This is a genomic window from Streptomyces sp. NPDC002884, from assembly GCF_040295245.1.
Taxonomy (GTDB): Bacteria; Actinomycetota; Actinomycetes; order Streptomycetales; family Streptomycetaceae; genus Streptomyces.
The window spans coordinates 499,174-525,419 of record NZ_JBEOVB010000004.1 but is presented as its reverse complement, the minus strand read 5'-3'; the positions used below and the strand labels follow the sequence as shown (position 1 = coordinate 525,419).

Sequence of the window (26,246 nt, the reverse complement as noted above, 5' to 3'; positions counted from 1 at the left end):
GGCCTCTCACTTGTCCGTGACGAGTTCGTAGGTACGGTCCTGGTCGGGGACCGTGGTGTCGCCGCCGGGCGCGACGAGGGCGAGGCGGACGCGCTTGGCGAAGGACTCGGCGTAGGTGATGCGCTGGGCGTCGAGCGTGGACAGCGCGAAGGTGATGGGGACCGCGTCGGTGGGCGACTGACTGCGGTTGTTCTCGTCCGGCTCGAGGGCGGTCAGCTCGCCGACGTCGAGGACCCGGGCGTTGGTGACGATGATCTTCGACTGGTCGGGATCGCTCTCCCGGGCGCCCTCGAAGGTGGCGTAGACGTTGACGGACGATCCCGGGGTGATCTTGCCGGCGACCCCGGTGGCCGCGTCGATCATGATGGCGACCTCCTGCTGGCCCGGCTGGAGGGCGGGCTGGTCGACGATCATGTCGCTCTGGAGCAGGGAGCCCTTCTTCAGCGTCGTCACGGCGATCTTGCCGCGGATGGCGGCGAGGTCGGTGACGGCGTTGTCCGAGAGCCAGCGCTCCGGCATCTCGATCTTCTTGAACTGGCCCGCGCTCAGGGTGGTGTAGGGCGCCACGTCGGAGCGCAGCTCGTACGCGGTGACCTCGGGGCCGACCTTGGACTTCACGTCGTCGATGACGGAGAGGACGCCGGCGAACGCGCCGAGGGCGCACAGGACCGACAGGAGCAGGAGGATCACGCCGCGGCGCTGACGGGAGTTCATGAACCGTGCAACCTCGTTGGGGGTCGGGTCGAGCGGACGGGAACAGGGGGCGGGTCGAGCTGGTTCAGTCGCCCGCGGTGAGCGCGCGGGCGGCGGGACGGGCGGTGAGGTCGGAGGCGGGCGGCGGGGTCGCGGAGCAGAAGACGCAGCGGTCGCCGATGACGTCGATGCCGCACCAGTGGCAGACGCTCTGCCGGACGGACGTGACCAGCTGGTAGAGGACCGACAGGTCGGGCAGGTAGGCGCAGAACTCGATCGCCTTGCCGGTGCCCCACCAGTCGGCGGACTCGGCGGGCAGGTGGGTCTCGCGCAGCCCCTGGACCTTCCAGGCGGGGGCGAGGACCTCGGTGACCCAGTCGGACTGGAACTGCCCGCGGGCGACGAGCAGCCAGGTGCCGAACTCCGGTCCGGGCAGGACCGTTTCCGGGGTGGCCTTGACCAGTTCCGGCTGCGGATGGGCGAGCACACCGAACTGACTACCCGGAACCCACGACCTGGCATGCGACTTCAGGCCGACCACCGGCACCCGGTCGAGTCTGGCGACCGAGCCGAGCACCGCGCCCGCGTGGATGTAGTGGGTGAGCAGCCGGCCCGCCGAGGCGAGGACGCCGGGGCCGAGGTCGCAGGAGGCCAGCTGGCGCAGCTGGCGGGCGAGGACGGCCACCGCGAGCGGCGGCAGGTCGGGGCGGAAGAGCGCGATGCGGTCGCTCTCCAGGAGGGAGCGGATGGTGTGCAGTCGCTGCTCGACGGCGGCGGGGACGGCCCGTGAGTACACGACGATCACGTGTCCGTACTGATCGACGAGGGCCTGGACGGCGGCGAGGGCGCGGTCCAGCGGCTGTCGGTCGAGATCGGCGAGGACGGTGGCGGGCAGGGTGCGTTCGTCCTGGGGCGCCAGCGCCAGGTCGGCTCCGGTCACGGCAATGGCTGTTGGCACGCGCAGCTCCCCGATTCCCGCGGTCCGGCCCACCGGCGTTACTCCGGTGCACCGGGGTGACTTCATTGCGTGACTACCTCAGCACTGTATCCACGCCTCTGTGGCCGGAGAACAGCTTTCCCTGGCTGCCAAGCAACTCTTCTTCGCGCAAGTCCCGTCAAATCGGGGCAGGTTACGCGCGCGTGGCCTCCACCGGGCCTCCACGGCCGGACCTCTTGACAACGGAATTGGTCTGGACCAACTTACTGTCATGTCCCCACTGAAACGAACGACACGACTCGGGTCGGGAGCCGCGGGCGTCCTCGCCGCCGCCCTCGCCCTGTCCATGACGGGCGCGGCTCAGGCGTCCGCCGCGGACCTGAACAACGCCAGGAACGCCGGCTTCGAGTCCGGCCTGACCAACTGGACCTGTTCGGCGGGCAGCGGTACGACCGTCTCCTCGCCGGTGCACGCCGGCGCGGCCGCGCTGAAGGCGACACCGGCCGGGCAGGACAACGCCCGGTGCGCCCAGACGGTGGCCGTGAAGCCCAACTCGACGTACACGCTCAGCGCCTGGGTGCAGGGCGGCTACACCTACCTCGGCGTGACCGGCACCGGCACGACGGACGTCTCGACGTGGACGCCCGACTCGGCGTCGTGGAAGCAGCTGTCGACGACCTTCACCACCGGCGCGTCGACCACCTCGGTGTCCGTGTACACGCACGGCTGGTACGGCCAGGCGGCGTACTACGCGGACGACGTGTCGGTGTACGGCCCCGACGGCGGCGGAGGCGGCGACCCGGCCCCGACGGTGCCCGGCGCGCCGGCCGGCCTGGCCGTGTCGGGCACGACCTCGTCGTCGGTGTCCCTCTCGTGGAACGCGGTCTCCGGCGCGACCGGCTACTCCGTCTACCGGGGCGGTACGAAGGTGACGGCGGTGACGGGGACCTCGGCGACCGTGACCGGCCTCGCGGCCTCCACGTCGTACAGCTTCCAGGTCACCGCGACCAACGCGGCGGGCGAGTCCGTGAAGTCGACGGCGGTCACGGGAACGACGACCACCGGCGGCACCGGGGGCGGGACCGTGCCCAAGCACGCCGTGACCGGCTACTGGCAGAACTTCAACAACGGCGCGACCGTCCAGCGGATCTCCGGCGTCTCCTCCCAGTACGACATCATCGCCGTGGCCTTCGCGGACGCGACGACGACACCGGGCGCCGTCACCTTCAACCTGGACTCGGCGGGCCTGGGCGGCTACACGGTCGACCAGTTCAAGGCGGACATCAAGGCGAAGCAGGCGGCCGGCAAGAAGGTCATCGTCTCGGTGGGCGGCCAGAACGGCACCGTGTCGGTGAGCGACCCGACGTCCGCGACGAACTTCGCCAACTCGGTGTACACGCTGATGCAGACGTACGGCTTCGACGGCGTCGACATCGACCTCGAGAACGGCCTGAACGCGACGTACATGTCACAGGCGCTGCGGTCGCTGGCGTCGAAGGCCGGGTCGGGCCTGGTCCTGACGATGGCCCCGCAGACGATCGACATGCAGTCCACGTCGAACGGCTACTTCCAGACGGCGCTGAACGTGAAGGACATCCTCACCGTCGTCAACATGCAGTACTACAACAGCGGTTCGATGCTGGGCTGCGACGGCAAGGTCTACAGCCAGGGCTCGGTGGACTTCCTGACCGCGCTGGCCTGCATCCAGCTGGAGGGCGGTCTGGACCCGTCCCAGGTGGGCCTGGGCCTGCCGGCCTCGACGAGCGGCGCGGGCAGCGGGTACGTGTCGCCGACGGTGGTCAACAACGCCCTGGACTGCCTCACCAGGGGCACGGGCTGCGGCTCCTTCAAGCCGTCGAAGACCTATCCCGGCCTGCGGGGCGCGATGACGTGGTCGACGAACTGGGACGCGTCGGCGGGCAACGCGTGGTCGGCGGCCGTGGGCCCGCACGTGCACGGACTGCCGTAGCCACGGGGCCCTGCGACGTCACGGGCACCGGGCGAGCGGTAGCGGGTGCAGGTGCAGGTAGCAGGTGACGGGAGGGTGTCGCTCCACGGGAGGACCGTGGGGCGACACCCTCCCGTGCGTCCGCTCGTCCGTGCGTGTCGTCCACTCGTCCGCGCGTCCGCGCGTCCGTGCGTGCGACCCCCGGTACCCCTAGTACCCCGCCGGCCGGTAGTGACCCAGCACCCACGCCAGCTGCGCGAACCAGCCCTGCAACCGCTCCCTCGGCTTCGCCGTCACCACGCACTCGTAGACCCGGCCGTCCACGTGGACCACGGCGACCATGAGGGCCTTGCCGTTGGGGCTCGCCCTGTAGTGGACGCTGCGGACCTCGGGCCAGGGGAACTCGACGGTGATGTCGTACATCTCGAAGGCGACGCCCGCCGCGTCCACGACGACCGAGTTGTGCTTGTCGACCGCGAGGAACTCCGGACCGGGCGGCGGCTCCGCCTGGGGGGCGTACGGCGGCGGGTACTGCGGGGCGTACTGCGGGGCGTACTGCGGCGGGGGCGGGCCGAAGCCCGACGGCTGCCCGGGGGACGGCGGAGGGGGCGGCGGCGGCTGGTCTGTCACAACGAGAACGTACCCCCGCGATCCTGTGCGGCCACTTTCGGTCTCCCCTGAAACATTTCCCGTGCCCCACCGCATTAGTGAGATGAGGACAGCACGGCAGCCGACACAGGGGGATCATCGATGAGGCAGGCCGCCCGCGCGGACGGGTACGCCGAGTTCGCGGCGGCGCGCACCGGGCATCTGTACCGGTCGGCGTGTCTGCTCACCGCCGGCGACACGCACCTCGCCGAGGACCTGGTGCAGGAGACCCTCGGCAGGCTCTACGTCCGCTGGGGGCGGGTGTCCCGGGTCGACAACCCGGCCGGATACGCGCAGACCGTCCTCACCCGCTCCTTCCTCGCCCACCAGCGGCGGCGCAGCAGCCGCGAGCGGGCCGTGGAGGTGTTCCCGGACGTGGCCGACCGCGGCGGTACCGACACGCCGTTGCGGCTGACCCTGATGCAGGCCCTGGGTCGGCTGCCCGCCAAGGACCGGGCGGTCGTGGTCCTGCGGTACTGGGAGGACCGCTCGATCGAGGAGACCGCGGGCGCGATGAACACCAGCTCCGCGGCCGTGCGGACGCGCTGCTCGCGGGCGCTGGGGCGGTTGCGGGAGCTGCTGGGCGAGGACATCGGGGAGTACGCCCGCCCCTGAGCCGTCCGGCATCCGCCCCTCACCCCCGCCCTCCCCCACCCTCGACCCCGACCCGACCCCGACGCCACGCGCCGCGCACCCCGCACCCCGCACCTCCCCCTGCTTCGCACTCTTTTCGACCCGTCTCGCCGAAAGCGGTGGTTCACCATGCCCGTCGACCAGTACAGCGACCCCTTCGAGGAGCAGCTCTCCGCCGCCCTGCGCGAGGCCGGCGGCACCTTCGACAGCCCGGCCGCGCTCGCCGCCGCCGGCCGGGCCCGGGGTGACCGGATGCGGCTGCGGCGCAGGACCGCGATCGCGGGGGGAGCGGCGAGCATCGCCCTGGTGGGGGTGGGCGGGGCGCTGCTCGTGCCGTGGGGCGGCAGGCCGGCGCCGCTGCCCTCCTCCGTCGCCGCGTCCGGCAGCGGCGGCGCAGAGCCGTCCTACTCCCCCGACGACATGATCCGCACCCTTCAGAAGCTGCTCCCCGAGGGCGAGTTCAGCAGGACGGAGGCGCGGGGCACGGGCGGGGAGCTGCCACCGCTGGCGGTGGGCGTGTTCGACGACGGCAAGGGCGAGGGATCCATCTCCGTGGGCCTGGACCGGATCCCGGCGGACGCGGGTGAGATCGTTCCGTCGACCGCCGTGATGCCCTGCCCGGAGGGCGGGCAGACGGACCTCGACAGCTGCGAGACCGAGCTCCTGTCCGACGGGTCCGCGATCACCGTCTACCAGGGCTACGAGTATCCCGACCGCCGCGAGGACACCAAGGCGTGGGGCGCGGACCTGGTCACCCCGGCCGGGCACCATGTGAGCGTCATCGAGTGGAACGCCGCGGCGGAGAAGGGGAAGCCGGTCAGCCGCCCCGAACCGCCGCTGACGACAGCGCAGTTGAAGACGCTGGCCGTGGCCTCGGAGTGGCGCCGGATCGCCGACGCCGTCCCCGGGGAGGAGAAGAAGCCGGTCCTTCCCTCGGGCTCGTCCGCCCGGCCCGCGGAGATGGCCGGGTGGCTCGTCCTGCGCAAGCTCGCTCTTCTGCTGCCCAAGGACCTGGAGCGCGTCAGGAGCGGCAGCCAGGAGACCGGGTACGGCTACTTCGTCGTCGACGACGGCAAGGGCGGGAGCCTGGTCCAGGTCAACGTCCAGCCGGACATGTCCGACGTGGCCGGTCAGCTGTACGGATCCGGAGCCGAGACCCTCTCCGACGGGACGCGCGTCGCGACACGGCAGGGGCCGGGCGAGAAGGGCGGTGCGGGGGTCGTGATGTGGACCGTGGACACCCTGCGCAAGGACGGTCTGCGGGTGGTAGTCAGCGCCTTCAACGCCGCCGAGCAGGACGAGGCCGCGACCCGCGCGAAGCCCGCCCTCACGATCGGGCAGCTGCGGGCCGTCGCGCTCAGCCCCCGGTGGCAGGCCACCGAGGACTGACGGCCGGAGACCGCGGATGGACTGGCCCTCGGGTTCAGGCTCGGGCGCCGGACAGCAGGTCGAGGATCTCCCGCGTCGTGCCCGGCTCGCCGATCAGCGGGAACAGGTACGACACCCGGTGGCGGTGCGCGTCCTCGTTGATGTCGGTCATCGCGTCGACCGCGAACGTGACGTGGTAGCCGTGCTCGTGCGCGGCGCGGGCGGTCGATTCGACGCCGAGGCTGGTCGCGATGCCGGCGAGGACGATCTGGGTGACGCCCCGACGCCGCAGCTGGAGGTCGAGGTCGGTGCCGTGGAAGGCGCCCCAGGCCCGCTTGGTGACCAGGATGTCGCCCTCGTGGCCGGTCAGCGGTTCGGCGATCGGGCCGAGGTCGTAGGGGCGGGAGCGGCCGCCGGCCAGCCGTGCCGCCTCGCTGCGGCCGGGCACCGCGTCGGCGCCGTCGGGCGAGGTGGACATGCGGACCAGGACGACGGGGGCGCCCGCGGCGCGGAAGGCGTCGGCGAGTTCGGCGGCCCGGGCCACCACGTCCGCCGCCGGGTACGGCACGGTGGGGGCGGCGAGCGTGCCGGCCTGGAGGTCGATCAGCACGAGCGCGGTCTTGTCGTCCAGCACGGTCACAGCCACGGCGACGGCACCTCTCCTAGGGGGATCAGTAGCCTAGGAGAGGTGCTTGCGAAACTCAAGCTTGAGAAACTCAACCAACAGCTCGCGCCAGCCCCGGCGGGCGGGCGGGAAGGCGGGTGGAAGGCAGGCAGGCGGATGGGTCAGAAGAACTCCGACCACGGCTGGTCCCAGACCTGTTTGACGCACAGCACCAGGAACAGCAGTCCCGCCAGCACCAGCATCGCGTTGCTCAGCGGTCCGTTGCGCCACTCCCCGGGCGTGCGGGAGGAGTTGAGCAGCCACAGCAGCGTCCCGGCCAGGAACGGCAGGAAGGCCGCGCCCAGCACGCCGTACAGGATGATCAGACGGAACGGCTCGCCCTGGAAGAGCAGCACGATCGGCGGGAAGGTCAGCCACAGCAGATACGCGCGGAAGGGCCAGGAGCGTTCCCGCTCGCCGGAGGCGACCTCCGCTCCGCCCGCGTCACCGTGGCCGCGGTAGCGGGCCACGAAGTCGGCGAACATCAGGCTCACACCGTGCCAGACGCCGATCAGGGAGGTGAAGGAGGTGGCGAAGAAGCCGATCAGGAAGAACTTGGCGGTCGCCGCGCCGTACTCCGCCTCCAGGATGTCGCCGAGCTGGACGAGCCCCTTGTCGCCGCTCGCGATCGCCACGTTCGCGGAGTGCAGCAGTTCCGCGCCGACGAAGAGCATGGCGACGACGAAGATGCCCGTCGTCACGTACGCGACCCGGTTGTCGAGCCGCATCACCTTCATCCAGCCCGTGTTCGTCCAGCCCTTGGCGTTCACCCAGTAGCCGTACGCGGCCAGGGTGATGGTGCCGCCGACTCCGCCGATCAGGCCGAGGGTGTTGAGGACGGAGTCCTTCTCGTCCGGCAGGACCGGGAGGAGGCCCGCGAAGGCGTCGCCGAGGTGGGGGGTGACCCGGATCGCCAGGTACACCGTCACCACGAACATGACGCCCACCAGGACCGTCATGACCTTCTCGAAGACGGCGTACTTGTTGAACCAGACGAACACCAGGCCGACCAGCCCGCACGCGACGGCCCACGCCTTCAGGTCCATCACGCCCGGGAACAGCGCCTGGAGCGGCAGCGCGCTCGACGACATCGCCGCCGCGCCGTAGACGAAGCCCCAGACGACCACGTAGACGACGAAGAACCATGTCGTCCAGCGGCCGAGGCTCGCCCAGCCGTCGAAGAGGGTGCGGCCGGTGGAGAGGTGCCAGCGGCCGGCCGCCTCGGCGAGGGAGATCTTGACCAGGCAGCCGAGGACCGCCGCCCAGAGCAGGGTGTAGCCGAAGTTGCTGCCGGCGATGAGCGTGGCCACCAGGTCGCCGGCGCCGACGCCGGTCGCGGCGACGACGATGCCGGGCCCGATGTACTTCCAACTGGATCTGCGGGGAGACGCGTGGTCGATGCCGGATGGTGCCTCGGTGTGCGTGGGGTTTCCCGTGGGGGGTCCCGTGGTGTCCGCCATGAAGGTCAAGGAAACCCGAAGAGGCCGCCGCGGCAAGGGTGCGTGCGGGATCTCCACCCGATGTGCTCACACTCCGGCCACGCCCCGGTTACCGGCCGGCCGGCGCGGACGCGGATAAACTGCGCGGCCGGCCGCTCGTCGCATTCCGCATGATTTCGGCCAGCGGCCCTTTGTCGTCTCTTGACCTGCTCATGCCATGCCCCGACGATGAGCGGCACCGCACCGCCGCACACAGCAAGCGCACAGCCCCCCACAACCCGGCTCCCCACAAGGAGAGTTCATGCGACTTCGCATTCGCGGCTCAGGCGCCGGCGCCACAAGCGCCCGCAGCGGCAGGCGGACCGCCGTCCTCGCCGCACTCCTCGCCCTCGCTCTCGCCGCGCCGGTCTCGGCGACGGTCACCGACGCGGCGGCGGGCAGCGCCCCGAAGGCGGCACCCTCCGCCGACGACATCCGCCAGTACGAGATCCACGTCCATCACAGCACCCCCCAGATGCGCACGGCGATCGCCGCCGCCGGGGTGAGCGTCGACGAGGCCGACGAGGAGACCGTCGTGGTCTCCGGCCGCGCCGACCAGGTGAAGAAGCTGCGCGCGCAGGGGTACGACGTGTCCCTGCTGGGCTCGGCACCGGACCGGGCCGCCGAGGACGAGGTACGGCTCTTCGACTTCCCGACCGCCGACTCGAAGTACCACAACTACGCCGAGATGACGACGGAGATCGACCAGCGCATCGCCGCCTACCCGGGCATCATGAGCAAACGGGTGATCGGCAAGTCCTATCAGGGCCGGGACATCGTGGCCATCAAGATCAGCGACAACGTCGCCACCGACGAGGCCGAGCCGGAGGTGCTGTTCACCCACCACCAGCACGCCCGCGAGCACCTCACCGTGGAGATGGCGCTGTACCTGATCCGCGAGCTGGGCGCCGGCTACGGCTCCGACTCCCGGGTCACCAGCATGGTCAACGGCCGCGAGATCTGGATCGTCCCCGACCTCAACCCGGACGGCGGCGAGTACGACATCGCCTCCGGCTCCTACCGCTCGTGGCGCAAGAACCGGCAGCCCAACTCCGGTTCCTCCTACGTCGGTACGGACCTCAACCGGAACTGGAACTACAAGTTCGGCTGCTGCGGCGGCTCTTCGGGGTCCACGTCCTCCGAGACCTACCGCGGCACGGCCGCCGAGTCCGCGCCCGAGGTGAAGGTCGTCGCCGACTTCGTGCGCAGCCGGATCGTGGGCGGGAAGCAGCAGATCACCGCCGGGATCGACTTCCACACGTACAGCCAGCTGGTGCTGTGGCCGTTCGGCTACACCACCGCGGACACCGCGACCGGGATGACCGCGGACGACAACGCCGCGTTCAAGGCCGTCGGGCAGAAGATGGCCGCGAGCAACGGGTACACCCCCGAGCAGTCCAGCGACCTGTACATCACCGACGGCTCGATCGACGACTATCTCTGGGGTACGCAGAAGATCTTCTCGTACACCTTCGAGATGTACCCGTCGTCCTCTTCCGGAGGTGGGTTCTACCCGCCCGACGAGATCATCGAGCGGGAGACCTCCCGTAACCGGGACGCGGTGCTGCAACTCCTCGAGAACGCGGACTGCATGTACCGGTCCATCGGGAAACAGACCCAGTACTGCGTCTAGTCGGCGGCCTTGACGTCGGATTTCCTGACGTCGGCGTCCTCGGCGTCGGCGTCCTCGGCGTCGGAGTCCCTGGCGTCGGCGTCCTCGACCTCGTCGTCCTTGGCCTCGGCGGCCTCGGGCTCGGTGTCCTTGACGTCGGCGCCCTCCGCCCCGGTGTCGTCGATCTCGACGGCCTCGTCCTCGGCGCCCGCTTCCGCTTCGGCTTCCCCGTCTTCGAAGTAGGCGTCGAGGACCGCGTCCAGCTGCTCTTCCCACTCCTTGAAGCGGGACCTGGCCGTCGCCTCGATCTCGATCGGGTACCAGCGGCGGTCAGGGGTGTGCACCGTGATGGTGAACCGCTTCCCGAAACGCGGTGTCTCGGTCTCGACCGCGCCGATCTCGTCCCAGCGGAACTCGCACGACTCCTCGTCGAGGCGGAGCCGGACGCCCTTGGCGTCGGCGGCGATCCGCGCACGGCGGTCGGAGGCCTCGAAGACGGGTCCCCCGACGGACTCGGAGGGCTCACCCGACGCTTCGGACTCGTCGGACTCGTCCGGCTCCGCCGACGCGTCCGGGCGCTCCGGCGCCGCTGACTCCCCCTTCCCCGCCTCGGGCTTGACGGCGTCACCGCCGTCGCCGCCGGCGCCGTCGCCGGATGCCGGCTTCGTGTCCTCCGGCTCCGCGGTCACGGGCGACGTGAGCCCGGGGATGAATGCCGGGTCGAACCCGGCGCCCTCCAGGGGCTGGCTGCTCGAACCTATGCGCTGCTCCACAGCGGGCAGTATGGTCGAAGATCCTGTGCCGGACACAGTCAGCCCCTGACTTCGTTACCGGAGTCCTACACGAAGAGGCTGATTCCGGCCGCCATCACGAACCCGGCCACCGACAGCACCGTCTCCAGCACGGTCCATGTCTTCAGGGTGTCGCGCTCGCTGATACCGAAGTACTTGGCCACCATCCAGAACCCGCCGTCGTTGACGTGCGAGGCGAAGATGGAGCCCGCGGAGATGGCCATGATGACGAGGGCCACGAAGGCCTGTGAGTGGTCGCCCTCCGCGAGCAGCGGCGCCACGATGCCCGCCGTCGTCACGATCGCCACCGTCGCCGAGCCCTGCGCGACCCGCAGCACCACCGAGATCAGATAGGAGAGGACGATCACCGGCAGGCCCACGTCGTTGAAGGTGTCCGACAGTGCCTGGGCCACCCCGCTCGCCTTCAGGACGGCGCCGAAGACGCCGCCCGCGCCGACGACCAGCAGGATGTTGCCGACCGGCTTGAGCGAAGCCGTCGAGACCGTCTCCAGCGACTTGCGGGACCAGCCGCGCCGGACGCCGAGCAGATAGTAGGCGAGGAGCAGCGCGATGGTCAGCGCCACGAACGGGCTGCCGAAGAACTCGATCACCGAGCGGACCGATGGGGGTCCCCCCGGCTCGGAGCTTGTCGGAGAGAGAGGGGGAGGGTCCAGGGCGATCGACGAGAACGTGGCGGCGAGGATCAGCACCAGCGGCGTACCGATGATCCCGACGACCGTGCCCAGCGGCACCGGGTCCTCACGCGGTACGACGCCCTGCGTCCGCTGCTCCTCGACGACCGCGCGCTTCGCCTCGGCCGCCGCCTCGACCATGTCCTGCGGCACGGCGACGAAGATGCGGCGGCCGATCCACGCCGAGAACACCCAGGCCGCCAGCACCGCCGGGACGCCGCAGACGACACCCATGAGGATGACCCAGCCGAGGTCGACGTGGAGCAGTCCGGCGGCCGCGACCGGGCCGGGGTGCGGGGGCAGGAACGCGTGGGTCATCGACAGCCCCGCGAGCAGCGGAAGGCAGTACAGCAGGATCGACTTGCCGCCCCGCTTCGCGGCCGCGTAGACGATCGGGGCCAGCACGAAGATGCCGACGTCGAAGAAGACCGGGATGCCGAAGATCAGGCCGGTCAGGCCCATGGCGAGGGGGGCGCGCCGCTCGCCGAACACGCCGAGCAGCCGGGACGCCAACACCTCGGCGCCGCCGCTGACTTCGAGGACCGCGCCGAGCATCGTGCCCAGCCCGATGATGATCGCGACATGGCCCAGGATGCCGCCCATCCCGGACTCGATGGTGGAGACGGCGTCCGAACGCTGGACGGTGCCGAAGAGTTCGGTCACGGACAGGCCGGCCAGCAGACCGACGGCTATGGAGACCGCGAGGAGGGCCACGAAGGGTTGGATCCTGACCTTGATGATCAGGAGGAGGAGCAGGGCGATGCCGAGGGCGGCGACCGTCAGCAGGCCTGCGGTGCCGTCGATCAGGAGAAGCAGTCCGCCGGTGTGGGGTGGGGCCTCGGTGGGAGTGGAAGCCGCGAGCGGAAGGGGCATGCGGGGGTCCTCTGCTTGGGTTCACGGTGCTTTCGGGCAGGGGGGATCGCGGCACGGCATCCCCTGCGAACGGGGACGCCGTGCCGTGAGGCGTTACAGCGTGCGGGAGTTGACGACCCGCCGGCCGGACCGGCCGGGCCGGTCAACCGGGAAGGTCAGCCGGACCGGACGGCCGGAAGGGCGGGAGGCTCAGCCCGGACCGGACGGCCGGGAGGCTCAGCCCGGACCGGACGGCCGGGAGGTTCAGCCCGGACCGGACGGCCGGGAGGGAGGGCGGGAGGTCAGCCGAGGACGGCGAGTGCGTCGATCTCGACCAGGAGCCCGGCCGGAAGGCCGACGTAGACCGTCGTGCGGGCCGCGGGCGGGGCGGTGAGGGACTGCTCCCCGAAGTATGCGTTGTAGAGCTCGTTGAACTCGGCGAAGTGCGCCGTGTCCGTCAGGTAGACGCGGATCATCATCGCGTCGTCCCAGCTCGCGCCGCCCTCCTCGAGGATCGCCTTGACGTTGGCGAGGGTCTGGAGGGTCTGCTCGCGCAGGGTGGGGCCCGCGGGCGTCGGCGGCTCGCCCTCCTCGGCGGGCAGGAAACCGACCTGGCCCGCCACCTGGAGGATGTTGCCCTTCCTCACCCCGTGCGAGAACCGCGCGGGCGGGGTGGTGTGGGTCCTGGGGGTGAGGGCGGTCTTCTCGGTCATGCCGGGCTCATTCCTTCGGGGCTTCCTTGATCGGGGTTCTGCCGGAGTACTCGCCGCTGATGGCGTCCGCCGTACGGCGGACCAGCGGGAGCAGGGTGAGGAGTTCGTCGGCGGTGACGACGACGTTCGGCGCGGAGACCGACATCGCGGCGACCACCCGGCCGTCGGCGCCCCGGATCGGCGCGGCGGCACAGTTGATGGACTCCTCGTGGCCACCTAGGTCGGTGGCCCAGCCCTGTTCGCGCACCTTCTCCAGCTCGCGCAGGAAGGCGGGCGCGTTGGGGGTCGAACGGGCCGTGTAGAGGGGGTAGTCGAGCTTGTCCGCGATCACCCGGCGCTCGGGCTCGGGCAGGTCGGCGAGGAGCAGCTTGGCGACGGCGGCGACCGTGATGGCGACGGGCTTGCCGATCCGTGAGTACATGCGGACCGGGTAGCGGCTCTCCACCTTGTCGATGTAGAGGACCTCGCCCTCCTCGTACACGGCGAGGTGGACCGTGTGCCCGCAGGTCTCGTTGAGACGGGCGAGGTGCGGATGCGCGATCTCCCGGATGTCGAGGTTCTCCATCGCCTCCTGGGCGAGGGCGAAGAGGCGGGCGCCCAGGCGGTAGCGCTGGTCGGACTGGCGGTAGACGAGGCCGTGCTCGTGCAGGGTGCGCAACAGCCGCAGGGCCGTCGATTTGTGCACACCGAGGCGGTCGGCGACCTGTCCGAGGTCGGCGGGGCCCTCGGCGAGCAGCGGCAGGATGCTCAGCGCTCGGTCGACGGTCTGGCTCATGTGGTGCGTACCTCCTCGTCGGCCCGGTCTTCGGCGTGCGTCCAGCCGGGGCCGAGTCGAAGTCTCCCCCACGCGGCGTCGTCGAGGGCCGCGAGCCGGTCGGCGTGGTCGCGGGAGGGCGGCACGGCCAGGTCGCCGGGGACGGTGAGGGCGGCGGCGGCCATGAGGTGCCCGTGCCGGAGGCGGTCGCGCACGGGCAGCCCGCGCAGCGTGGCGGAGAGGAACCCGGCGGCGAAGGCGTCCCCGGCCCCGACGGCGGCGGCGACGTCGACCCGCGGGGCGGGGACGTGCAGGGTGCGCCCCCGGTCGAAGACGGTCGCCCCGAGCGCCCCTTGTTTGACGACGAGCACCTCGGGGTCGGGGAACGCGGTCCGCACGGCGTCGATGCCGTCGAGGCCCCACACCTCGGCCGCCTCGTCCTCGCCCACGAACACCAGGTCGGCGCCGCGGGCCAGTTCGAGGAGGACCTGGGGGCTGTTGCCGTCCGTCCACAGCCGGGGCCGGTGGTTGACGTCGAAGGAGACGAGGGGCCGGCCGGGCCGGGGGGCCGTCAGTTCCCGCAGCAGGCCGAGGCAGTCCGCGGAGAGGGCCGCGGTGATCCCGGTCAGGTGCAGCACCCGGCCGGCCCGTACGGCGTCGAGGCCGACGGTGTCGACGGACATCGCGGAGGCCGCCGACCCGGCCCGGTAGTAGGCGACCTCGTGCGCGTCGGTGGCCCGGTCGCCCGCGGTGCGGAAGTAGACGCCGGTCGGGCGGTCGGGATCGCGTCGTACGGAGGTCACGTCGACCCCGTAGGAGCCGACGGTCTCGAGGAGATGGTCGCCGAACCCGTCGGCGCCCACCCGGCTGACCCAGCGCACCGCGTGTCCGGCCGCCGCCAGCGCGCACGCCACATTGGACTCGGCGCCGCCGATGCCCCGGTCGAAGGACGGTACGTCGGCGAGGCGGCCGGGCCGGGAGGGCAGGAAGGTGACCATGGACTCGCCGAGCGCGACGACGTCCACGGCGTCAGGGGCGTTGCAGGGTCCGGTGGCGGTCACGATCGTCGTGGCTCCCATGCTGGTGCGGGCGAGCGAAGCGAGATGGGGTCCCCCCGGCCGAAGGCTGGGGGGAGGCTCCGTTGACCCCGCGTTGGCCGAGATGTTAGACAGCAGTAAGCGTTATACGCAATGGACGTTGCAGCTTGTGCAACGCTCCTGATCAGGAGGTTCCATGAGTACCGAGGGACTCGAGGCGCTCGCCCGACTGGCCGGAGAACGCGTCGACCACCGCTTCAAGGGCCTCCCGCCGGACGCCGACGGCCTCACCGTCGGCGAGCTGGCCGCCCAGCGCCGCAACCTCTTCACCGACGGCTTCGCGACCCCCGTGCTGGCCCTCTCCGCCGAGCGCCTCGAACACAACCTCGCCCTCATGGAGACCTACGCGACCCGCCACGGTCTCGCCTTCGCTCCGCACGGCAAGACCTCCATGGCCCCGCAGCTCTTCAGGCGCCAGCTCGACCGCGGCGCCTGGGGCATCACCCTCGCGGTCCCGCACCAGGTGCGGGTGGCCCGGGCCTACGGCGTCCAGCGGATCTTCCTCGCCAACGAACTCGTGGACCCGGCCGCCCTGCGCTGGATCTCCGCACAGCTCGACGCCGACCCCGGGTTCCACCTCGTCGCCTACGTCGACTCGGTGCGCGGCGTCGAGCTGATGGACATTGCCCTGCGCGGCGCCCGGCGCCCCCTGGACGTCGTCGTCGAACTGGCCGCGGGCGAGGGCGCCCGCACCGGCGTCCGTACCGAGACGGAGTGCGCGGCGGTCGCGGACGCGGTGGCCGCCGCGCCGACCCTGCGGCTGGTCGGGGTCGCCGGCTACGAGGGCGAGGTCCCGCGGGCCGACCCGGAGCGGGTGCGGGCCTGGCTGCACCGCCTGGTCGGCCTCGCCGTCGACTTCGACAGGGCGGGACGGTTCGCGGGCGCCGAGGAGATCGTCGTCAGCGCGGGCGGCAGCGCCTGGTTCGACACGGTCGCCGAGGTCTTCGCCCGGATCCCCGGACTCTCCCTGCCGGTACTGAAGCTGCTGCGCTCCGGTGCGTACGTCTCGCACGACGACGGTCACTACCGCAAGCTCACGCCGTTCAACCGGGTTCCCGAGGAGGGCGCGCTGGAGCCCGCGTTCCGCCTGTGGACCCAGGTCGTCTCCCGTCCCGCCCCCGACCAGGCGTTCGTCAACGCGGGCAAGCGGGACGCGGCCTACGACCTGGACCTGCCCTTCGCCCAGGTGATCCGCCGCGACGGCACGGAACGCCCCGCCACCGGCGTCTCGGTGACCGCGCTCTCCGACCAGCACGCCTGGCTGCGCACCGACGCCGAGGCGGACGTCGAGGTCGGCGACTGGGTCGGCCTGGGCCTCTCCCACCCCTGTACGTCCTTCGACAAGTGGCCGCTGATCCCGCTGGCCGAGGCGGACGGCACGGTCGTCGACTACATCCGCACGTTCTTCTAGAACCGACAGGGCCGACAGGGCCGACAGGGCCGACATGAGGGAGCTGCATGGAAGACCTCGTCATCCGGGACGCGGACGTCGTCGACGGCACCGGCGCGGACTCCTACCGCGCGGACGTGCTGATCGACGACGGCAGGATCGTCTCGATCGTGAAGGAGGCGGCGGCCGCCGGCTGCCAGCGCCCCAAGGCGGTGCGGGAACTGGACGCCGAGGGGCTGGTCCTCTCCCCCGGCTTCATCGACATGCACGCCCACAGCGACCTCGCCCTGCTGCGCGACCCCGACCACAGCGCGAAGGCCGCGCAGGGCGTCACCCTCGAAGTGCTCGGCCAGGACGGGCTGTCGTACGCCCCGGTCGACGACCGCACCCTCGAAGGGGTCCGCCGGGCCATCACCGGCTGGAACGGACACGGAGACGACCTCGACCTCGACTGGCGTTCGGTCGGCGAGTACCTGGACCGCCTGGACCACGGTTTCGAGGGCCGGGGCATCGCCGTCAACGCGGCCTATCTCGTCCCCCAGGGCACGGTCCGCGCCCTCGTCGTCGGCTGGGAGGACCGCCCGGCCACCGACCGGGAGCTGGACCGGATGCGCCGGCTGGTCGCGGAGGGGCTGGAACAGGGCGCCGTCGGCCTGTCCTCCGGGCTGACGTACACGCCCGGCATGTACGCGCGAGGCGCCGAACTGACCGAACTGTGCCGGGTGGTGGCGAGCTACGGCGGCTACTACTGCCCCCACCACCGCAGTTACGGGGCCGGCGCGCTCGAGGCGTACGCGGAGATGGTCGAGCTGACCCGTGAGGCGGGCTGCCCGCTCCACCTCGCCCACGCCACCATGAACTTCGGCGTGAACGAGGGCCGCGCCCCGGAGCTGCTGACCCTGCTGGACGAGGCCCTCGACTCGGGCGCCGACATCACCCTCGACACCTACCCCTACACCCCCGGCTGCACGACGCTGGCGGCCCTGCTGCCCAGTTGGGCGAGCGAGGGCGGCCCGCCGGAGATCCTGCGCCGCCTCGCGGACGACGACACGGCCGCCCGTATCCGCCACGACCTGGAGGTGACCGGCGCGGACGGCTGCCACGGGGTGCCGGTGGACTGGGACACGATCGAGATCTCGGGCGTGGGCGACGAGCGGCTGGCCGGCCACGTGGGCCGCACGGTCCACGCCTCGGCCCTCCTGCGCGGCGAGGATCCCTGGACGACGGCCCGCCGCCTCCTCCTCGAGGACCGGCTGGCCCCCACGATCCTCCAGCACGTCGGCCACGAGGAGAACGTCCGCACGATCATGCGCCACCGCGTCCACACGGGCGGCTCGGACGGCGTCCTGACGGGCGCCAAGCCGCACCCGCGCGCGTACGGCACGTTCCCGCGCTATCTCGGCCACTACGTACGGGAGCTGGGGATCCTGTCCCTGGAGGAGTGCGTCGCCCATCTGACCGGCCGCCCGGCGGCCCGCCTGCGCCTGGCGGACCGGGGCCTGGTCCGCGAGGGCCACCGCGCCGACCTGGTGCTCTTCGACCCGCGTACGGTGGCGGCGGGCTCCACCTACGAAGCCCCGCGCACCCTGCCCACCGGCATCCCGCACGTCCTGATCGACGGCCGCTTCGTGATCGAGGACGGCCACCGCACGGACGTCCTGGCGGGACGGGCGGTCCGTCGCAGTCCCATGTGACGGAACGCCTCCCGGTGGTCCGAGCCCTAGCCCTACGGCTTGGGCAGGGTGCAGGCGGTCGCGCTCAGGTTGAGCTGGTTGCCGGTCGTGAAGCAGGCCGGGATCAGGTAGGTCTCCTGGGCGTAGTTGATGCCCTGGCGGACGGTGACGTTGCCGCTCGCGTCGACCTCACAGGGGTTGTTCTCGGTGCAGCGCGCGCCGTCCTCGTTGCCGGTGTTGTTGACGGCGACGACCTTGCCGGTGGACTGGTCGATCACCGGCGAGCCGGAGGTGCCGCCGATGGTCTGGCAGGCGGAGGTGTAACGGACCGAGTCCTTCCAGGTCCAGTCGCCCTCCTTCAGGCGGTACACGAACCCGTCGATGTTGCAGTTGTAGAGCGTCTTCCAGTAGCCGGACGCCACGGTGATGGCGGTGCCGGCGGTCGGGTGGGTGTCCTGCACGGTCAGCGCGGAGATCCCGTACGAGTTCTTGATCGTGGCGTACGTGCTGGTGAGCTGGTAGATCGAGACGTCCGTGTCGGTCATCGTCCCGTAGGCCAGCTTGCTGGCGCGCAGGGTCGCGACCCGGGTGCCGGCGGAGTTGAGCAGGCCGAAGGTACGGCTGGAGGCCTGGTTGACGAGCACCTCGCCCGGCTCCGGGAAGCCGGTCGACAGGCAGTGGCCGTTGGAGAGCACCAGCGCCGGGTCGGTGTCCAGGGAGTTCGGGAAGCGGACGACCGAGCCGGAACAGTTGCTGAGCGCGACGGTCCCGGCGAGGTTGACGGCCTGGAGCGTCGGCGCGGCGGCCTCGGCGTCCGCCCGGACCGCGATCGTGGAGGCCGAGGCCGCGGAAGCCGTCGCGGGCTTCGCGCTCACCGGCGCGGCGACCGCGGGTGCCGCGCCCGCCCCGGCGATGGCCAGGGCGAAGAGCACGGCAACGAGAGGCTTTCTCATGTGGGGGTCCCCTCTTACGACGAGGCGACCGGAGATCTTCCGGCCGCCCGCTGTTTTTGTCATGCGCATTGTTAGCGCACGGAGGGGAGAGGACAAGGGTCGCTTTTCAGCCGCGGGGTACTGCCGCGGGGGCCTCGATTCCGGGGGCGCCCCGGCCTACCTGCCCCCCTTGTCCCGGCCCCGGCCCTTCCCGGGATTGCCCTTCCCGGACCCGGACGCCGAGGCGGAGGGCGAGACGCTCGCCGCCCCGCTCGTGGCGGCTTCGGCCGACGCCTCGACCGAGGGCGCCTCGGACGCCGTACCCCCCGAGGACGGCACCGGAGCGACCGAAGCGGACGGGGTCGGCTCCACGGACCCGGCGGAGCCGCTCGCGGCCGAAGCCGGCCCGCCCGACGGGCTCACCGCGTCGTCCGGCGCCGAGCGCGTGCCTCCCTGCCCGCCCCGCTGGTCCCCGCCCTGATCCCCGGAGAAGGACATCCCCGCCACCACCGCGGCCAGCGCCACCGCCCCGACCCCGACCGCGGCCAGCGCACGGCGCGAAGGCCGGCCGGCCGGCCGGTGCGCGGCGCGCCGACGGTCCGCGCGGCCGCCCGACTCTCCCTCCGAAGGGCGAACCCGAGGCAGCTCGGCGGTCTCGTCGTAGGCGTTCTCCCACCCATGGGCGGCCGCCGGATCGACGTACCGCTCGTACGCCGCCGGATCGGTCTCGGCGGACGGGTGGTACACGATCGGCCGCACCGGAGGTGCGCCACTCTCACCTGGCCTGAACATGGCGCGGATTGTAGGGACAGGAGTGACTCCTGGGACAGCTACCGGCGATAACGACCCAAACCGGCCGTCTCACGTGGCGGGAAACACGCCCCCGGAGGCGTTACCGGGCCGTAAGCTCCCAGACATGCAGGTGATCCAGTCGACCAAGCTCGCCAACGTCTGTTACGAGATCCGGGGCCCGGTTCTCGAGGAGGCGATGCGCCTGGAAGCGGCTGGTCACCGCATCCTCAAGCTGAACACCGGCAACCCGGCCGCCTTCGGCTTCGACTGCCCGCCGGAGATCCTGGAGGACATCCTCCGCAACGTCTCGACGGCACACGGCTACGGCGACGCGAAGGGACTGCTGGCCGCGCGCAGGGCCGTCGTGATGCACAACCAGACACTCGGCATCGAGACGGACGTCGAGCACGTCTTCATCGGCAACGGCGTGTCCGAGCTGATCGTCATGGCGATGCAGGGGCTGCTGGACGACGGGGACGAGGTCCTCGTGCCGACCCCCGACTACCCGCTGTGGACCGCCGCCGTCTCGCTGTCCGGCGGCACCGCCGTGCACTACCGGTGCGACGAGCAGTCGGACTGGATGCCCGACCTCGCGGACGTCGAACGCAAGGTCACCGACCGCACCAAGGCGATCGTCATCATCAACCCGAACAACCCGACGGGCGCGGTGTACGACGAGGCGATGATCCGGGGACTGACGGACATCGCGCGCCGCCACAACCTCCTGGTCTGCTCGGACGAGATCTACGACAAGATCCTCTACGACGGCGCCACGCACACCCCGACCGCCAAGGTCGCCCCGGACCTGCTCACCCTCACCTTCAACGGCATGTCGAAGGCGTACCGGGTGGCCGGCTACCGGGTGGGCTGGATGGCGATCTCCGGTCCGCGCGCGCACGCCGACTCCTACATCGAGGGTCTGACGATCCTGGCGAACATGCGTCTGTGCGCGAACATGCCGGGGCAGCACGGTGTCGTGGCCGCGCTCAGCGGGCGCCAGACGATCAAGGACCTGGTGCTGCCGGGCGGGCGGCTCAAGGAGCAGGTGGACACGGCGTACGAGCTGCTGACGCAGATCCCGGGCGTGACGTGCGTCCGCCCGAAGGGGGCGCTGTATCTCTTCCCGCGCCTGGACCCCACCGTGTTCAAGATCAAGGACGACCGGCAGATGGTCCTGGACCTGCTGCGCCAGGAGAAGATCATGGTCGTCCAGGGCACCGGCTTCAACTGGCCGGAGCCGGACCACTTCCGGGTCGTCACACTGCCGACGGCGACGGATCTGCGGGACGCGGTGGGCCGGATCGCCCGCTTCCTGGACGGCTACAGCCAGCCCTAGCGGCGGTTTTATGGACGGCTCAACTTTAGACGAGATCTAAGCTAGGATGGTTTCCTGACAGCACAGGAGGCCATCCTCATGTACGAGCCGATCCGCACCCCTTCCTCCCGTGGGTCCGCCCACACCACGATGGCCGGCAAGCCCTCGGACTTCCCCCACCGCTCCCGCGAGGAGGAGCTGGACATCCAGCTCGCAGCTCATCTCGCGGCGTTGCTCGCCGTCACCGACGAGCTGCGCGCGGCGGCACCGTCCGCCGACCTGGACACCGCGGCCGCACGGCTGGCGCAGCAGGTGACCCGGTTGCGGGGAGGGCGGACGCCGGTCCGCTCCACCCTCGCCGCCGGCCCGGCGGACCCGCGCCCCGCGGTCCTGCACGAGCGGGCGCACGCCCTGGCGGGCCGTGCCCTCCTCGTCGCCGCGTCCCGCGCGGACACCGCGGCGGCGATCCTGGCGGCCCAGCGCATGGACGCGCACGCCGCCGCCCTGGTGGAGAACAAGGAACTGAGCACCGCCGGCTGAACCCCCTCACCGGGGCCACCCTCCCGGTGACCGCCGCCCCGGCACCACCCCTGGCCGGGGCTCCCCTCCGGGGACCGTGAACGGCCCCGGTCCGCGTGCACCCGCAGCGACGCGCGGACCGGGCGCCATCTTTTTTTTCGCCTCGGCCGGAACCTCCCCCTCCTGTTGCGTTCCGGGGCACCCCCTTCACCCCCCGTTCACCCGGACCACCCGGGAACGTGGGGTTCCGCGAGCACGCTCCCCCTGTGAGACGAATCGCAGGAATCGTCCTCGCGGTACTGCTGATGGCGGGTGTGGTGGTCGCCGTCGTCGCGGGCCGCAGTGATGAGGACAAGGGCACGGCAACGAAGACCGTGCGGATGGTGATCGGGTCGGAGAAGGCGGAGTTCTTCGCCGACCCGGACGTGGTGAAGGCCCTCGCCGCCGAGGGCTGGACCGTCGAGGCCGAGACCTCCGGGTCCTGGGCCATGGAGGGGCTGGACCTCAAGGGCTACGACCTCGCGTTCCCGAGCAGCCAGGCGCCCGCCACCGAGCTGGCCGCGAAGTACAAGGTGCGGGGGACCCTCCCGCGCCCCTTCTACTCGCCGCTCGTCGTCGTGGCGCACAAGAACGCCGCCGGAGTGCTCGCGGCCAACGGCCTGGCCGCCCTGGACGCCGAACACCGCGGCACCCTGAGGATGACCGCCTACCTCGACGCGGCCCGCGCCGACCGGACCTGGCAGCAGCTCAAGGGCGCCGAGAAGTACGGGGAGTTGACCGGCACCCTCTATCTGTCCAGCACCGACCCGGAGACCTCCAGCTCGGGCGCCCTCTACCTGGCCGCCGCGTCCTACGTCGCCAACGGCGGCAAGGTGGTCGCGAGCGACACGGAGGTCGAGCGCACGGCGCCCCTGCTGCACAAGCTGGTCAGCGTCCAGGGCGCCCAGCAGTCCAGCACGGACGCGGCCTTCCGGGACTTCGTCAGCGGCGCCGGCAACCCGCTCGTCCTGGTCTACGAGTCGCAGGTCGCCTCCCTCCTGGCGGACCGGCAGCAGCCGGACGACCTGGTGGTGCTCTACCCGGACACCACCGTCAACAGCGACCACACCGCCGTGCCGCTCACCGAGAACGGCAGCGCTCTGGCCGGACTCATGTCCACCGACCCGGCGTTGCGCAGGCTGGAGATCCGGCACGGGTTCCGTCCGCAGGGCGTCGCCGCCGAGTTCGCCTCGGCCACCACCTACCTCAAGCAGGAACTGACCGGCGTCCGCCAGGCGCCCGTGCCCACCTCCACGGTGCTGCACGAGCTGGCGCGACGGGCGCGCGGATAGGGGGAAACACACATGCCCGATGACACCTCCACCTTCACCCTCACGCCGCCCGAGGCCGTCGCCGCCGTGCCGCGCGAGAAGGCCGGCGGGCTGGTGCCCGTCGACGACGCCGTCCGTACGGACATGGCCACGAAGGCCGCCGCGTACGTCGAGGGGCTCGCCGAACTCGACGCCCGCTCACCCGAGTTCGCCGGCAAGGTCGGCGAGATCACCGCGCTCGGCGCCGGTGAGATGCGCACCGCCGCCGCGCAGTCCAACCGCATGCTGGAGCGGACCATCAGGAGCCTGCCGGACAAGGGCGGCGACGCCCAGTCGCAGGTCGCGGGCTCGCTCGTCGAACTCCGGCGGGTGGTCGAGGACCTGGATCCGCGTGATCTGCCGGCCGCCAAGGGGCGCAGGTTCCTGTCCCGGCTGCCCGGCGGGAACAAGCTGCGCGACCACGTCGCCAAGTACGCCTCCGCACAGGGCACGCTCAACCGGATCGTGGGCTCGCTGCGCGGCGGCCAGGACGAACTGCGGCGCGACAACGCCGCGTTGCAGACCGAGCGCGTCCGGCTGTGGGAGACGATGGGCAAGCTCCAGGAGTACGTGGTCCTGACCGACGCCCTGGACACGGCGGTCGGGCAGCGGATCGCCGGCGCCGAGGCCACCGACCCCGAGCGGGCCGACAGCCTGCGCGCCGACGTCCTCTTCCCGGTCCGGCAGAAGCACCAGGACCTGCTCACCCAGCTCGCGGTCTGCGCGCAGGGATACCTCGCCATGGACGTCGTACGCCGCAACAACGACGAGCTGATCAAGGGCGTCGACCGGGCCGCCACGACCACGGTCTCGGCCCTGCGCATCTCCGTGATGCTGGCCTCCGCGCTGGACCACCAGAAGAAGGTCGTCGATCAGGTCAACGCGCTGCGCGGCACCACCGAGGACCTGATCCGGGGCAACGCGGAGATGCTCGCGACCCAGAGCGGGGAGATCCAGCGCATCGCCGCCGACCCGGCGGTCGGCGCCGAGACGCTGCGCTCCGCCTTCCAGCAGATCTACCGCACCCTCGACGCCATCGACACCTACAAGGTGCAGGCGACCGAGGCGATGGCGGTGACCGTGGAAAGCCTGACGGCCGAACTCCAGCAGGCGAGCACCTACCTGGACCGCAGCCGCTCGCGGGGCGCCCTGGAAGGCGGGCTCTCATGAGACGTTCCCTCCTCGCGCTGACGGCCCTCGCCCTCCTGCTGACCGCATGCTCGGCGCAGCGCGACGCCGAGGACCCCGCCGCGCCCGAGCCGGGCACCCTGCGGATCCTCGCCTCCAGCGAGCTGAGCGACATGGCACCGGTGCTCGAACAGGTCCGCAAGGACACCGGCATCAAGGTCCGGCCGACCTGGATGGGCACCCTGGACGCGGTGAACCTGCTGGCCAAGGGCGGCACCGACGGAAAGTACGACGCCCTGTGGCTGTCCTCCGACGACTATCTGCGGCTGCGCCCCGACGCGGCGAAGAAGGTCGTCTCGGAGACGCCGATCATGTCCAGCCCGGTGGCCCTCGGCGTGCGGACCGGCACGCTCGCCACCCTCGGCTGGAAGCCCGACCAGGTCACCTGGACGCAGATCGAGCAGGCGGTCCGGGACGGGAGGCTCACCTACGGCATGACCGACCCGGCCCGCTCCAACTCCGGGTTCGCCACGCTGATCTCGGTCGCCTCGGCGCTCTCGGGAGCCCAGTCGGCGCTCACCGACGCGGACGTCACGAAGGCGACGCCGAGGCTGAAGGAGTTCTTCGGGGGGCAGCGGCTGACCTCGGGGTCGTCGGGCTGGCTGGCGAGCGCGTACGCCCGGCGCGGTGACATCGACGCGCTGCTCAACTACGAGTCCGTGCTGAAGGGCATCCCGGGGCTGACCGTGATCCGCCCCACGGACGGCGTGGTGACCGCCGACTACCCGCTCTCCTCCCTCGCCGCGACCGACGCGACGACCCGAGCGAACGTCAAGCGGGTGACCGACGCCCTGCGCACGGAGGCCGTCCAGCGGCTGATCACCACCCGGACGCACCGCCGCCCGGTCGTCGCCTCCGTACCGCCGGCGGCCGGCCTCGACACCGCCCGGCGGCGCGAACTGCCCTTCCCCGGCAGCCGCTCCGTCGCCGACGGGCTGCTCGACGCCTACGAGAACGAGCTGCGCCGCCCGTCGCGGACCGTGTACGTCCTCGACACCTCCGGCTCGATGGAGGGCGACCGGCTGAGCCGGCTGAAGGAGGCCCTCGCCGACCTCACCGGTGACTTCCGCGACCGCGAGGAGGTGACGCTGATGCCGTTCGGGTCGGACGTGAAGAGCGTCGCCACGCATGTCGTCAGCCCCGCCGACCCGCAGACCGGGCTGGCCGCGATCCGCGAGGACACCGAGGAGCTCACGGCCGACGGCGAGACCGCGATCTACACCTCGCTGGAGAAGGCCTACGACCACCTGGGCACCGACCGGGACGCCTTCACCTCCATCGTGCTGATGACGGACGGCGAGAACACCAAGGGCGACGACGCCGCCGACTTCGACGCCTTCTACCGGGACGACCTCGCCCCGGCCGGGAAGCGGATCCCCGTCTTCACCGTCCTCTTCGGCGACTCCGACCGCTCGGAACTGGAGCACATCGCCGAGCTGACCGGCGGCCGGCTCTTCGACGCGCAGCAGGGCTCGCTGGACGGCGCCTTCGAGGAGATCCGTGGCTACCAGTAGGTTCGTCGGGTACCTGGAGTCCCGCAAGAACATCGCGGGCAGCGCGGCCGGGCTGGCCGGACTGGCGCTGACCTTCACAGGGGCGGCGGGCGCCTACTGGCCCGTCGTGGTCGTCGGTCTTTACGGGGCGGGCGCGCTGGTCGCCCCGCCGGAGCGGCCGCCGCTGCCCGACTTCCCCGATCCGTCGGCCCAGCTGGACGCGTTGCGCGACGACTTCGAGCGGCTGGGCGGGTATCTCGCGGAGACCGGGCTGCCCCCGGCCGCCGCCGGACGGCTCACCGAACTCACGGGGCTGCTGGCCGCGCTGCTGGAGCCCGGCTGGGTCGCCGAGGTCCTCGCCCAGGATCCGGAGGGCGTCCACACGCTCTCCCGGACCGTACGGCAGGACCTGCCCGAGGCCGTCGACAGCTTCGTACGGACGCGCTGGTGGACGCGGCTGGCCCCCGGCCAGGAACCACCGGAACGGCACCTGGAGCGTCAGCTGGTCCTGCTCCAGGAGGAGGCGGAGCGGCTGACGGCCGGGCTCCGGGAGATCGAGGCGCGCCGCCAGGAGACGCATACGCGGTACTTGCAGGACCGCTCGCCGGAACAGGGGCGCGGGGAACCGCGCGACCGGCCGCCGACGACCCGCGGGTGACGCCCCGCACAGGCGAAGGCCTGCCGTCGTCTCCTCGTCGGGGCGGACGAGGAGACG

At 71.6% G+C, this 26,246-nt stretch carries 24 protein-coding genes; 12 read left to right on the top strand and 12 right to left on the bottom strand.

Annotated elements, in window-relative coordinates; genetic code table 11:
• Positions 1-6: 6 nt before the first annotated feature.
• Both cpaB and ABT070_RS12460 read right to left on the bottom strand, forming a co-directional pair.
• Complete coding sequence (cpaB, locus tag ABT070_RS12465; RefSeq protein WP_351758456.1) at positions 7-714, bottom strand: Flp pilus assembly protein CpaB; 708 nt, start codon at positions 712-714, stop codon at positions 7-9.
• Positions 715-778: 64 nt separating this feature from the next.
• Complete coding sequence (locus ABT070_RS12460) at positions 779-1,651, bottom strand: hypothetical protein (protein WP_351758453.1); 873 nt, start codon at positions 1,649-1,651, stop codon at positions 779-781.
• A gap of 250 nt (positions 1,652-1,901) precedes the next feature.
• Between ABT070_RS12460 and ABT070_RS12455 the strand changes: the two genes are divergently transcribed.
• Positions 1,902-3,599: a chitinase gene (locus ABT070_RS12455; RefSeq protein ID WP_351758450.1), complete on the top strand. Its 1,698-nt coding sequence runs from the start codon at positions 1,902-1,904 to the stop codon at positions 3,597-3,599.
• Positions 3,600-3,788: 189 nt separating this feature from the next.
• On the opposite strand, the gene ABT070_RS12450 is transcribed toward ABT070_RS12455, so the two are convergent.
• Positions 3,789-4,208 carry a hypothetical protein gene (locus ABT070_RS12450; protein ID WP_351758448.1) on the bottom strand — a complete coding sequence of 140 codons (420 nt, stop codon included), beginning with the start codon at positions 4,206-4,208 and terminating at the stop codon, positions 3,789-3,791.
• 120 nt (positions 4,209-4,328) lie between these two features.
• Here ABT070_RS12450 and ABT070_RS12445 point away from each other — a divergent pair, with 120 nt between their 5' ends.
• Complete coding sequence (locus ABT070_RS12445; RefSeq protein WP_351758446.1) at positions 4,329-4,841, top strand: SigE family RNA polymerase sigma factor; 513 nt, start codon at positions 4,329-4,331, stop codon at positions 4,839-4,841.
• Between the two features lie 147 nt (positions 4,842-4,988).
• Positions 4,989-6,248: a hypothetical protein gene (locus ABT070_RS12440; protein WP_351758443.1), complete on the top strand. Its 1,260-nt coding sequence runs from the start codon at positions 4,989-4,991 to the stop codon at positions 6,246-6,248.
• 34 nt (positions 6,249-6,282) lie between these two features.
• On the opposite strand, the gene ABT070_RS12435 is transcribed toward ABT070_RS12440, so the two are convergent.
• Positions 6,283-6,873 (bottom strand): isochorismatase family protein, encoded by a 591-nt coding sequence (locus tag ABT070_RS12435; protein ID WP_351758440.1) that lies wholly within the window; start codon positions 6,871-6,873, stop codon positions 6,283-6,285.
• 140 nt (positions 6,874-7,013) lie between these two features.
• Complete coding sequence (locus tag ABT070_RS12430) at positions 7,014-8,351, bottom strand: Nramp family divalent metal transporter (protein ID WP_351758437.1); 1,338 nt, start codon at positions 8,349-8,351, stop codon at positions 7,014-7,016.
• A 280-nt stretch (positions 8,352-8,631) separates the two neighbouring features.
• Between ABT070_RS12430 and ABT070_RS12425 the strand changes: the two genes are divergently transcribed.
• The gene (locus ABT070_RS12425) at positions 8,632-10,002 is read left to right on the top strand and encodes a M14 family metallopeptidase (RefSeq protein WP_351758434.1); all 1,371 of its coding nucleotides are present in this window, start codon (positions 8,632-8,634) and stop codon (positions 10,000-10,002) included.
• On the opposite strand, the gene ABT070_RS12420 is transcribed toward ABT070_RS12425, so the two are convergent.
• The 5 genes from ABT070_RS12420 to ABT070_RS12400 form a co-directional block, all read right to left on the bottom strand.
• Positions 9,999-10,754, bottom strand: coding sequence for a hypothetical protein (locus tag ABT070_RS12420; RefSeq protein WP_351758432.1), 756 nt, complete (start codon positions 10,752-10,754; stop codon positions 9,999-10,001). The genes ABT070_RS12425 and ABT070_RS12420 overlap by 4 nt on opposite strands.
• A 65-nt stretch (positions 10,755-10,819) precedes the next feature.
• Positions 10,820-12,337 (bottom strand): GntP family permease, encoded by a 1,518-nt coding sequence (locus ABT070_RS12415; RefSeq protein ID WP_351758429.1) that lies wholly within the window; start codon positions 12,335-12,337, stop codon positions 10,820-10,822.
• A 281-nt stretch (positions 12,338-12,618) separates the two neighbouring features.
• A complete protein-coding gene (locus tag ABT070_RS12410) occupies positions 12,619-13,029 on the bottom strand; it encodes a RidA family protein (RefSeq protein ID WP_351758427.1) in 411 nt (136 codons plus the stop codon).
• A gap of 7 nt (positions 13,030-13,036) precedes the next feature.
• Positions 13,037-13,804, bottom strand: a complete 768-nt coding sequence (locus ABT070_RS12405) for an IclR family transcriptional regulator (protein ID WP_351758424.1) — start codon at positions 13,802-13,804, stop codon at positions 13,037-13,039.
• Positions 13,801-14,862, bottom strand: coding sequence for a sugar kinase (locus tag ABT070_RS12400; RefSeq protein WP_351758421.1), 1,062 nt, complete (start codon positions 14,860-14,862; stop codon positions 13,801-13,803). Before ABT070_RS12400 ends, ABT070_RS12405 begins: the two co-directional genes overlap by 4 nt.
• 154 nt (positions 14,863-15,016) lie before the next feature.
• Here ABT070_RS12400 and ABT070_RS12395 point away from each other — a divergent pair, with 154 nt between their 5' ends.
• Both ABT070_RS12395 and ABT070_RS12390 read left to right on the top strand, forming a co-directional pair.
• Positions 15,017-16,291 (top strand): amino acid deaminase, encoded by a 1,275-nt coding sequence (locus ABT070_RS12395; protein WP_351758418.1) that lies wholly within the window; start codon positions 15,017-15,019, stop codon positions 16,289-16,291.
• A 47-nt stretch (positions 16,292-16,338) separates the two neighbouring features.
• Positions 16,339-17,964, top strand: coding sequence for an N-acyl-D-amino-acid deacylase family protein (locus ABT070_RS12390; protein WP_351758416.1), 1,626 nt, complete (start codon positions 16,339-16,341; stop codon positions 17,962-17,964).
• 32 nt (positions 17,965-17,996) lie between these two features.
• On the opposite strand, the gene ABT070_RS12385 is transcribed toward ABT070_RS12390, so the two are convergent.
• Both ABT070_RS12385 and ABT070_RS12380 read right to left on the bottom strand, forming a co-directional pair.
• Positions 17,997-18,896, bottom strand: coding sequence for a S1 family peptidase (locus ABT070_RS12385; protein ID WP_351758413.1), 900 nt, complete (start codon positions 18,894-18,896; stop codon positions 17,997-17,999).
• Between the two features lie 156 nt (positions 18,897-19,052).
• Positions 19,053-19,667 (bottom strand): hypothetical protein, encoded by a 615-nt coding sequence (locus ABT070_RS12380; protein WP_351758411.1) that lies wholly within the window; start codon positions 19,665-19,667, stop codon positions 19,053-19,055.
• 124 nt (positions 19,668-19,791) lie between these two features.
• Between ABT070_RS12380 and ABT070_RS12375 the strand changes: the two genes are divergently transcribed.
• From ABT070_RS12375 to ABT070_RS12350, 6 genes are all read left to right on the top strand, one after another.
• On the top strand, positions 19,792-21,003 hold the full coding sequence (locus ABT070_RS12375) for a pyridoxal phosphate-dependent aminotransferase (protein WP_351758408.1): 1,212 nt from the start codon (positions 19,792-19,794) through the stop codon (positions 21,001-21,003).
• Positions 21,004-21,081: 78 nt separating this feature from the next.
• Entirely contained in the window at positions 21,082-21,522 is a 441-nt protein-coding gene (locus ABT070_RS12370) for an SCO4983 family protein (protein ID WP_351758406.1), read from the top strand.
• Positions 21,523-21,767: 245 nt separating this feature from the next.
• Entirely contained in the window at positions 21,768-22,832 is a 1,065-nt protein-coding gene (locus ABT070_RS12365) for a substrate-binding domain-containing protein (protein ID WP_351758403.1), read from the top strand.
• A 12-nt stretch (positions 22,833-22,844) separates the two neighbouring features.
• On the top strand, positions 22,845-24,020 hold the full coding sequence (locus tag ABT070_RS12360; protein ID WP_351758400.1) for a toxic anion resistance protein: 1,176 nt from the start codon (positions 22,845-22,847) through the stop codon (positions 24,018-24,020).
• A complete protein-coding gene (locus ABT070_RS12355; protein WP_351758398.1) occupies positions 24,017-25,552 on the top strand; it encodes a vWA domain-containing protein in 1,536 nt (511 codons plus the stop codon). The genes ABT070_RS12360 and ABT070_RS12355 overlap by 4 nt, the downstream gene beginning before the upstream one ends.
• Entirely contained in the window at positions 25,539-26,189 is a 651-nt protein-coding gene (locus ABT070_RS12350; protein WP_351758397.1) for a hypothetical protein, read from the top strand. The genes ABT070_RS12355 and ABT070_RS12350 overlap by 14 nt, the downstream gene beginning before the upstream one ends.
• The last annotated feature ends 57 nt before the right edge of the window (positions 26,190-26,246 follow it).

Excerpts from the sequence above, each read along its gene's own strand:
- ABT070_RS12425 (WP_351758434.1), top strand. The coding sequence starts at position 8,632 with ATGCGACTTCGCATTCGCGGCTCAGGCGCCGGCGCCACAAGCGCCCGC.
- ABT070_RS12385 (WP_351758413.1), bottom strand. The coding sequence starts at position 18,896 with ATGAGAAAGCCTCTCGTTGCCGTGCTCTTCGCCCTGGCCATCGCCGGG.
- ABT070_RS12395 (WP_351758418.1), top strand. The coding sequence starts at position 15,017 with ATGAGTACCGAGGGACTCGAGGCGCTCGCCCGACTGGCCGGAGAACGC.
- ABT070_RS12410 (WP_351758427.1), bottom strand. The coding sequence starts at position 13,029 with ATGACCGAGAAGACCGCCCTCACCCCCAGGACCCACACCACCCCGCCC.
- ABT070_RS12355 (WP_351758398.1), top strand. The coding sequence starts at position 24,017 with ATGAGACGTTCCCTCCTCGCGCTGACGGCCCTCGCCCTCCTGCTGACC.
- ABT070_RS12405 (WP_351758424.1), bottom strand. The coding sequence starts at position 13,804 with ATGAGCCAGACCGTCGACCGAGCGCTGAGCATCCTGCCGCTGCTCGCC.
- ABT070_RS12400 (WP_351758421.1), bottom strand. The coding sequence starts at position 14,862 with ATGGGAGCCACGACGATCGTGACCGCCACCGGACCCTGCAACGCCCCT.
- ABT070_RS12370 (WP_351758406.1), top strand. The coding sequence starts at position 21,082 with ATGTACGAGCCGATCCGCACCCCTTCCTCCCGTGGGTCCGCCCACACC.
- ABT070_RS12375 (WP_351758408.1), top strand. The coding sequence starts at position 19,792 with ATGCAGGTGATCCAGTCGACCAAGCTCGCCAACGTCTGTTACGAGATC.
- ABT070_RS12455 (WP_351758450.1), top strand. The coding sequence starts at position 1,902 with ATGTCCCCACTGAAACGAACGACACGACTCGGGTCGGGAGCCGCGGGC.
- ABT070_RS12430 (WP_351758437.1), bottom strand. The coding sequence starts at position 8,351 with ATGGCGGACACCACGGGACCCCCCACGGGAAACCCCACGCACACCGAG.
- ABT070_RS12440 (WP_351758443.1), top strand. The coding sequence starts at position 4,989 with ATGCCCGTCGACCAGTACAGCGACCCCTTCGAGGAGCAGCTCTCCGCC.
- ABT070_RS12390 (WP_351758416.1), top strand. The coding sequence starts at position 16,339 with ATGGAAGACCTCGTCATCCGGGACGCGGACGTCGTCGACGGCACCGGC.
- ABT070_RS12445 (WP_351758446.1), top strand. The coding sequence starts at position 4,329 with ATGAGGCAGGCCGCCCGCGCGGACGGGTACGCCGAGTTCGCGGCGGCG.
- ABT070_RS12360 (WP_351758400.1), top strand. The coding sequence starts at position 22,845 with ATGCCCGATGACACCTCCACCTTCACCCTCACGCCGCCCGAGGCCGTC.
- cpaB (WP_351758456.1), bottom strand. The coding sequence starts at position 714 with ATGAACTCCCGTCAGCGCCGCGGCGTGATCCTCCTGCTCCTGTCGGTC.
- ABT070_RS12380 (WP_351758411.1), bottom strand. The coding sequence starts at position 19,667 with ATGTTCAGGCCAGGTGAGAGTGGCGCACCTCCGGTGCGGCCGATCGTG.
- ABT070_RS12415 (WP_351758429.1), bottom strand. The coding sequence starts at position 12,337 with ATGCCCCTTCCGCTCGCGGCTTCCACTCCCACCGAGGCCCCACCCCAC.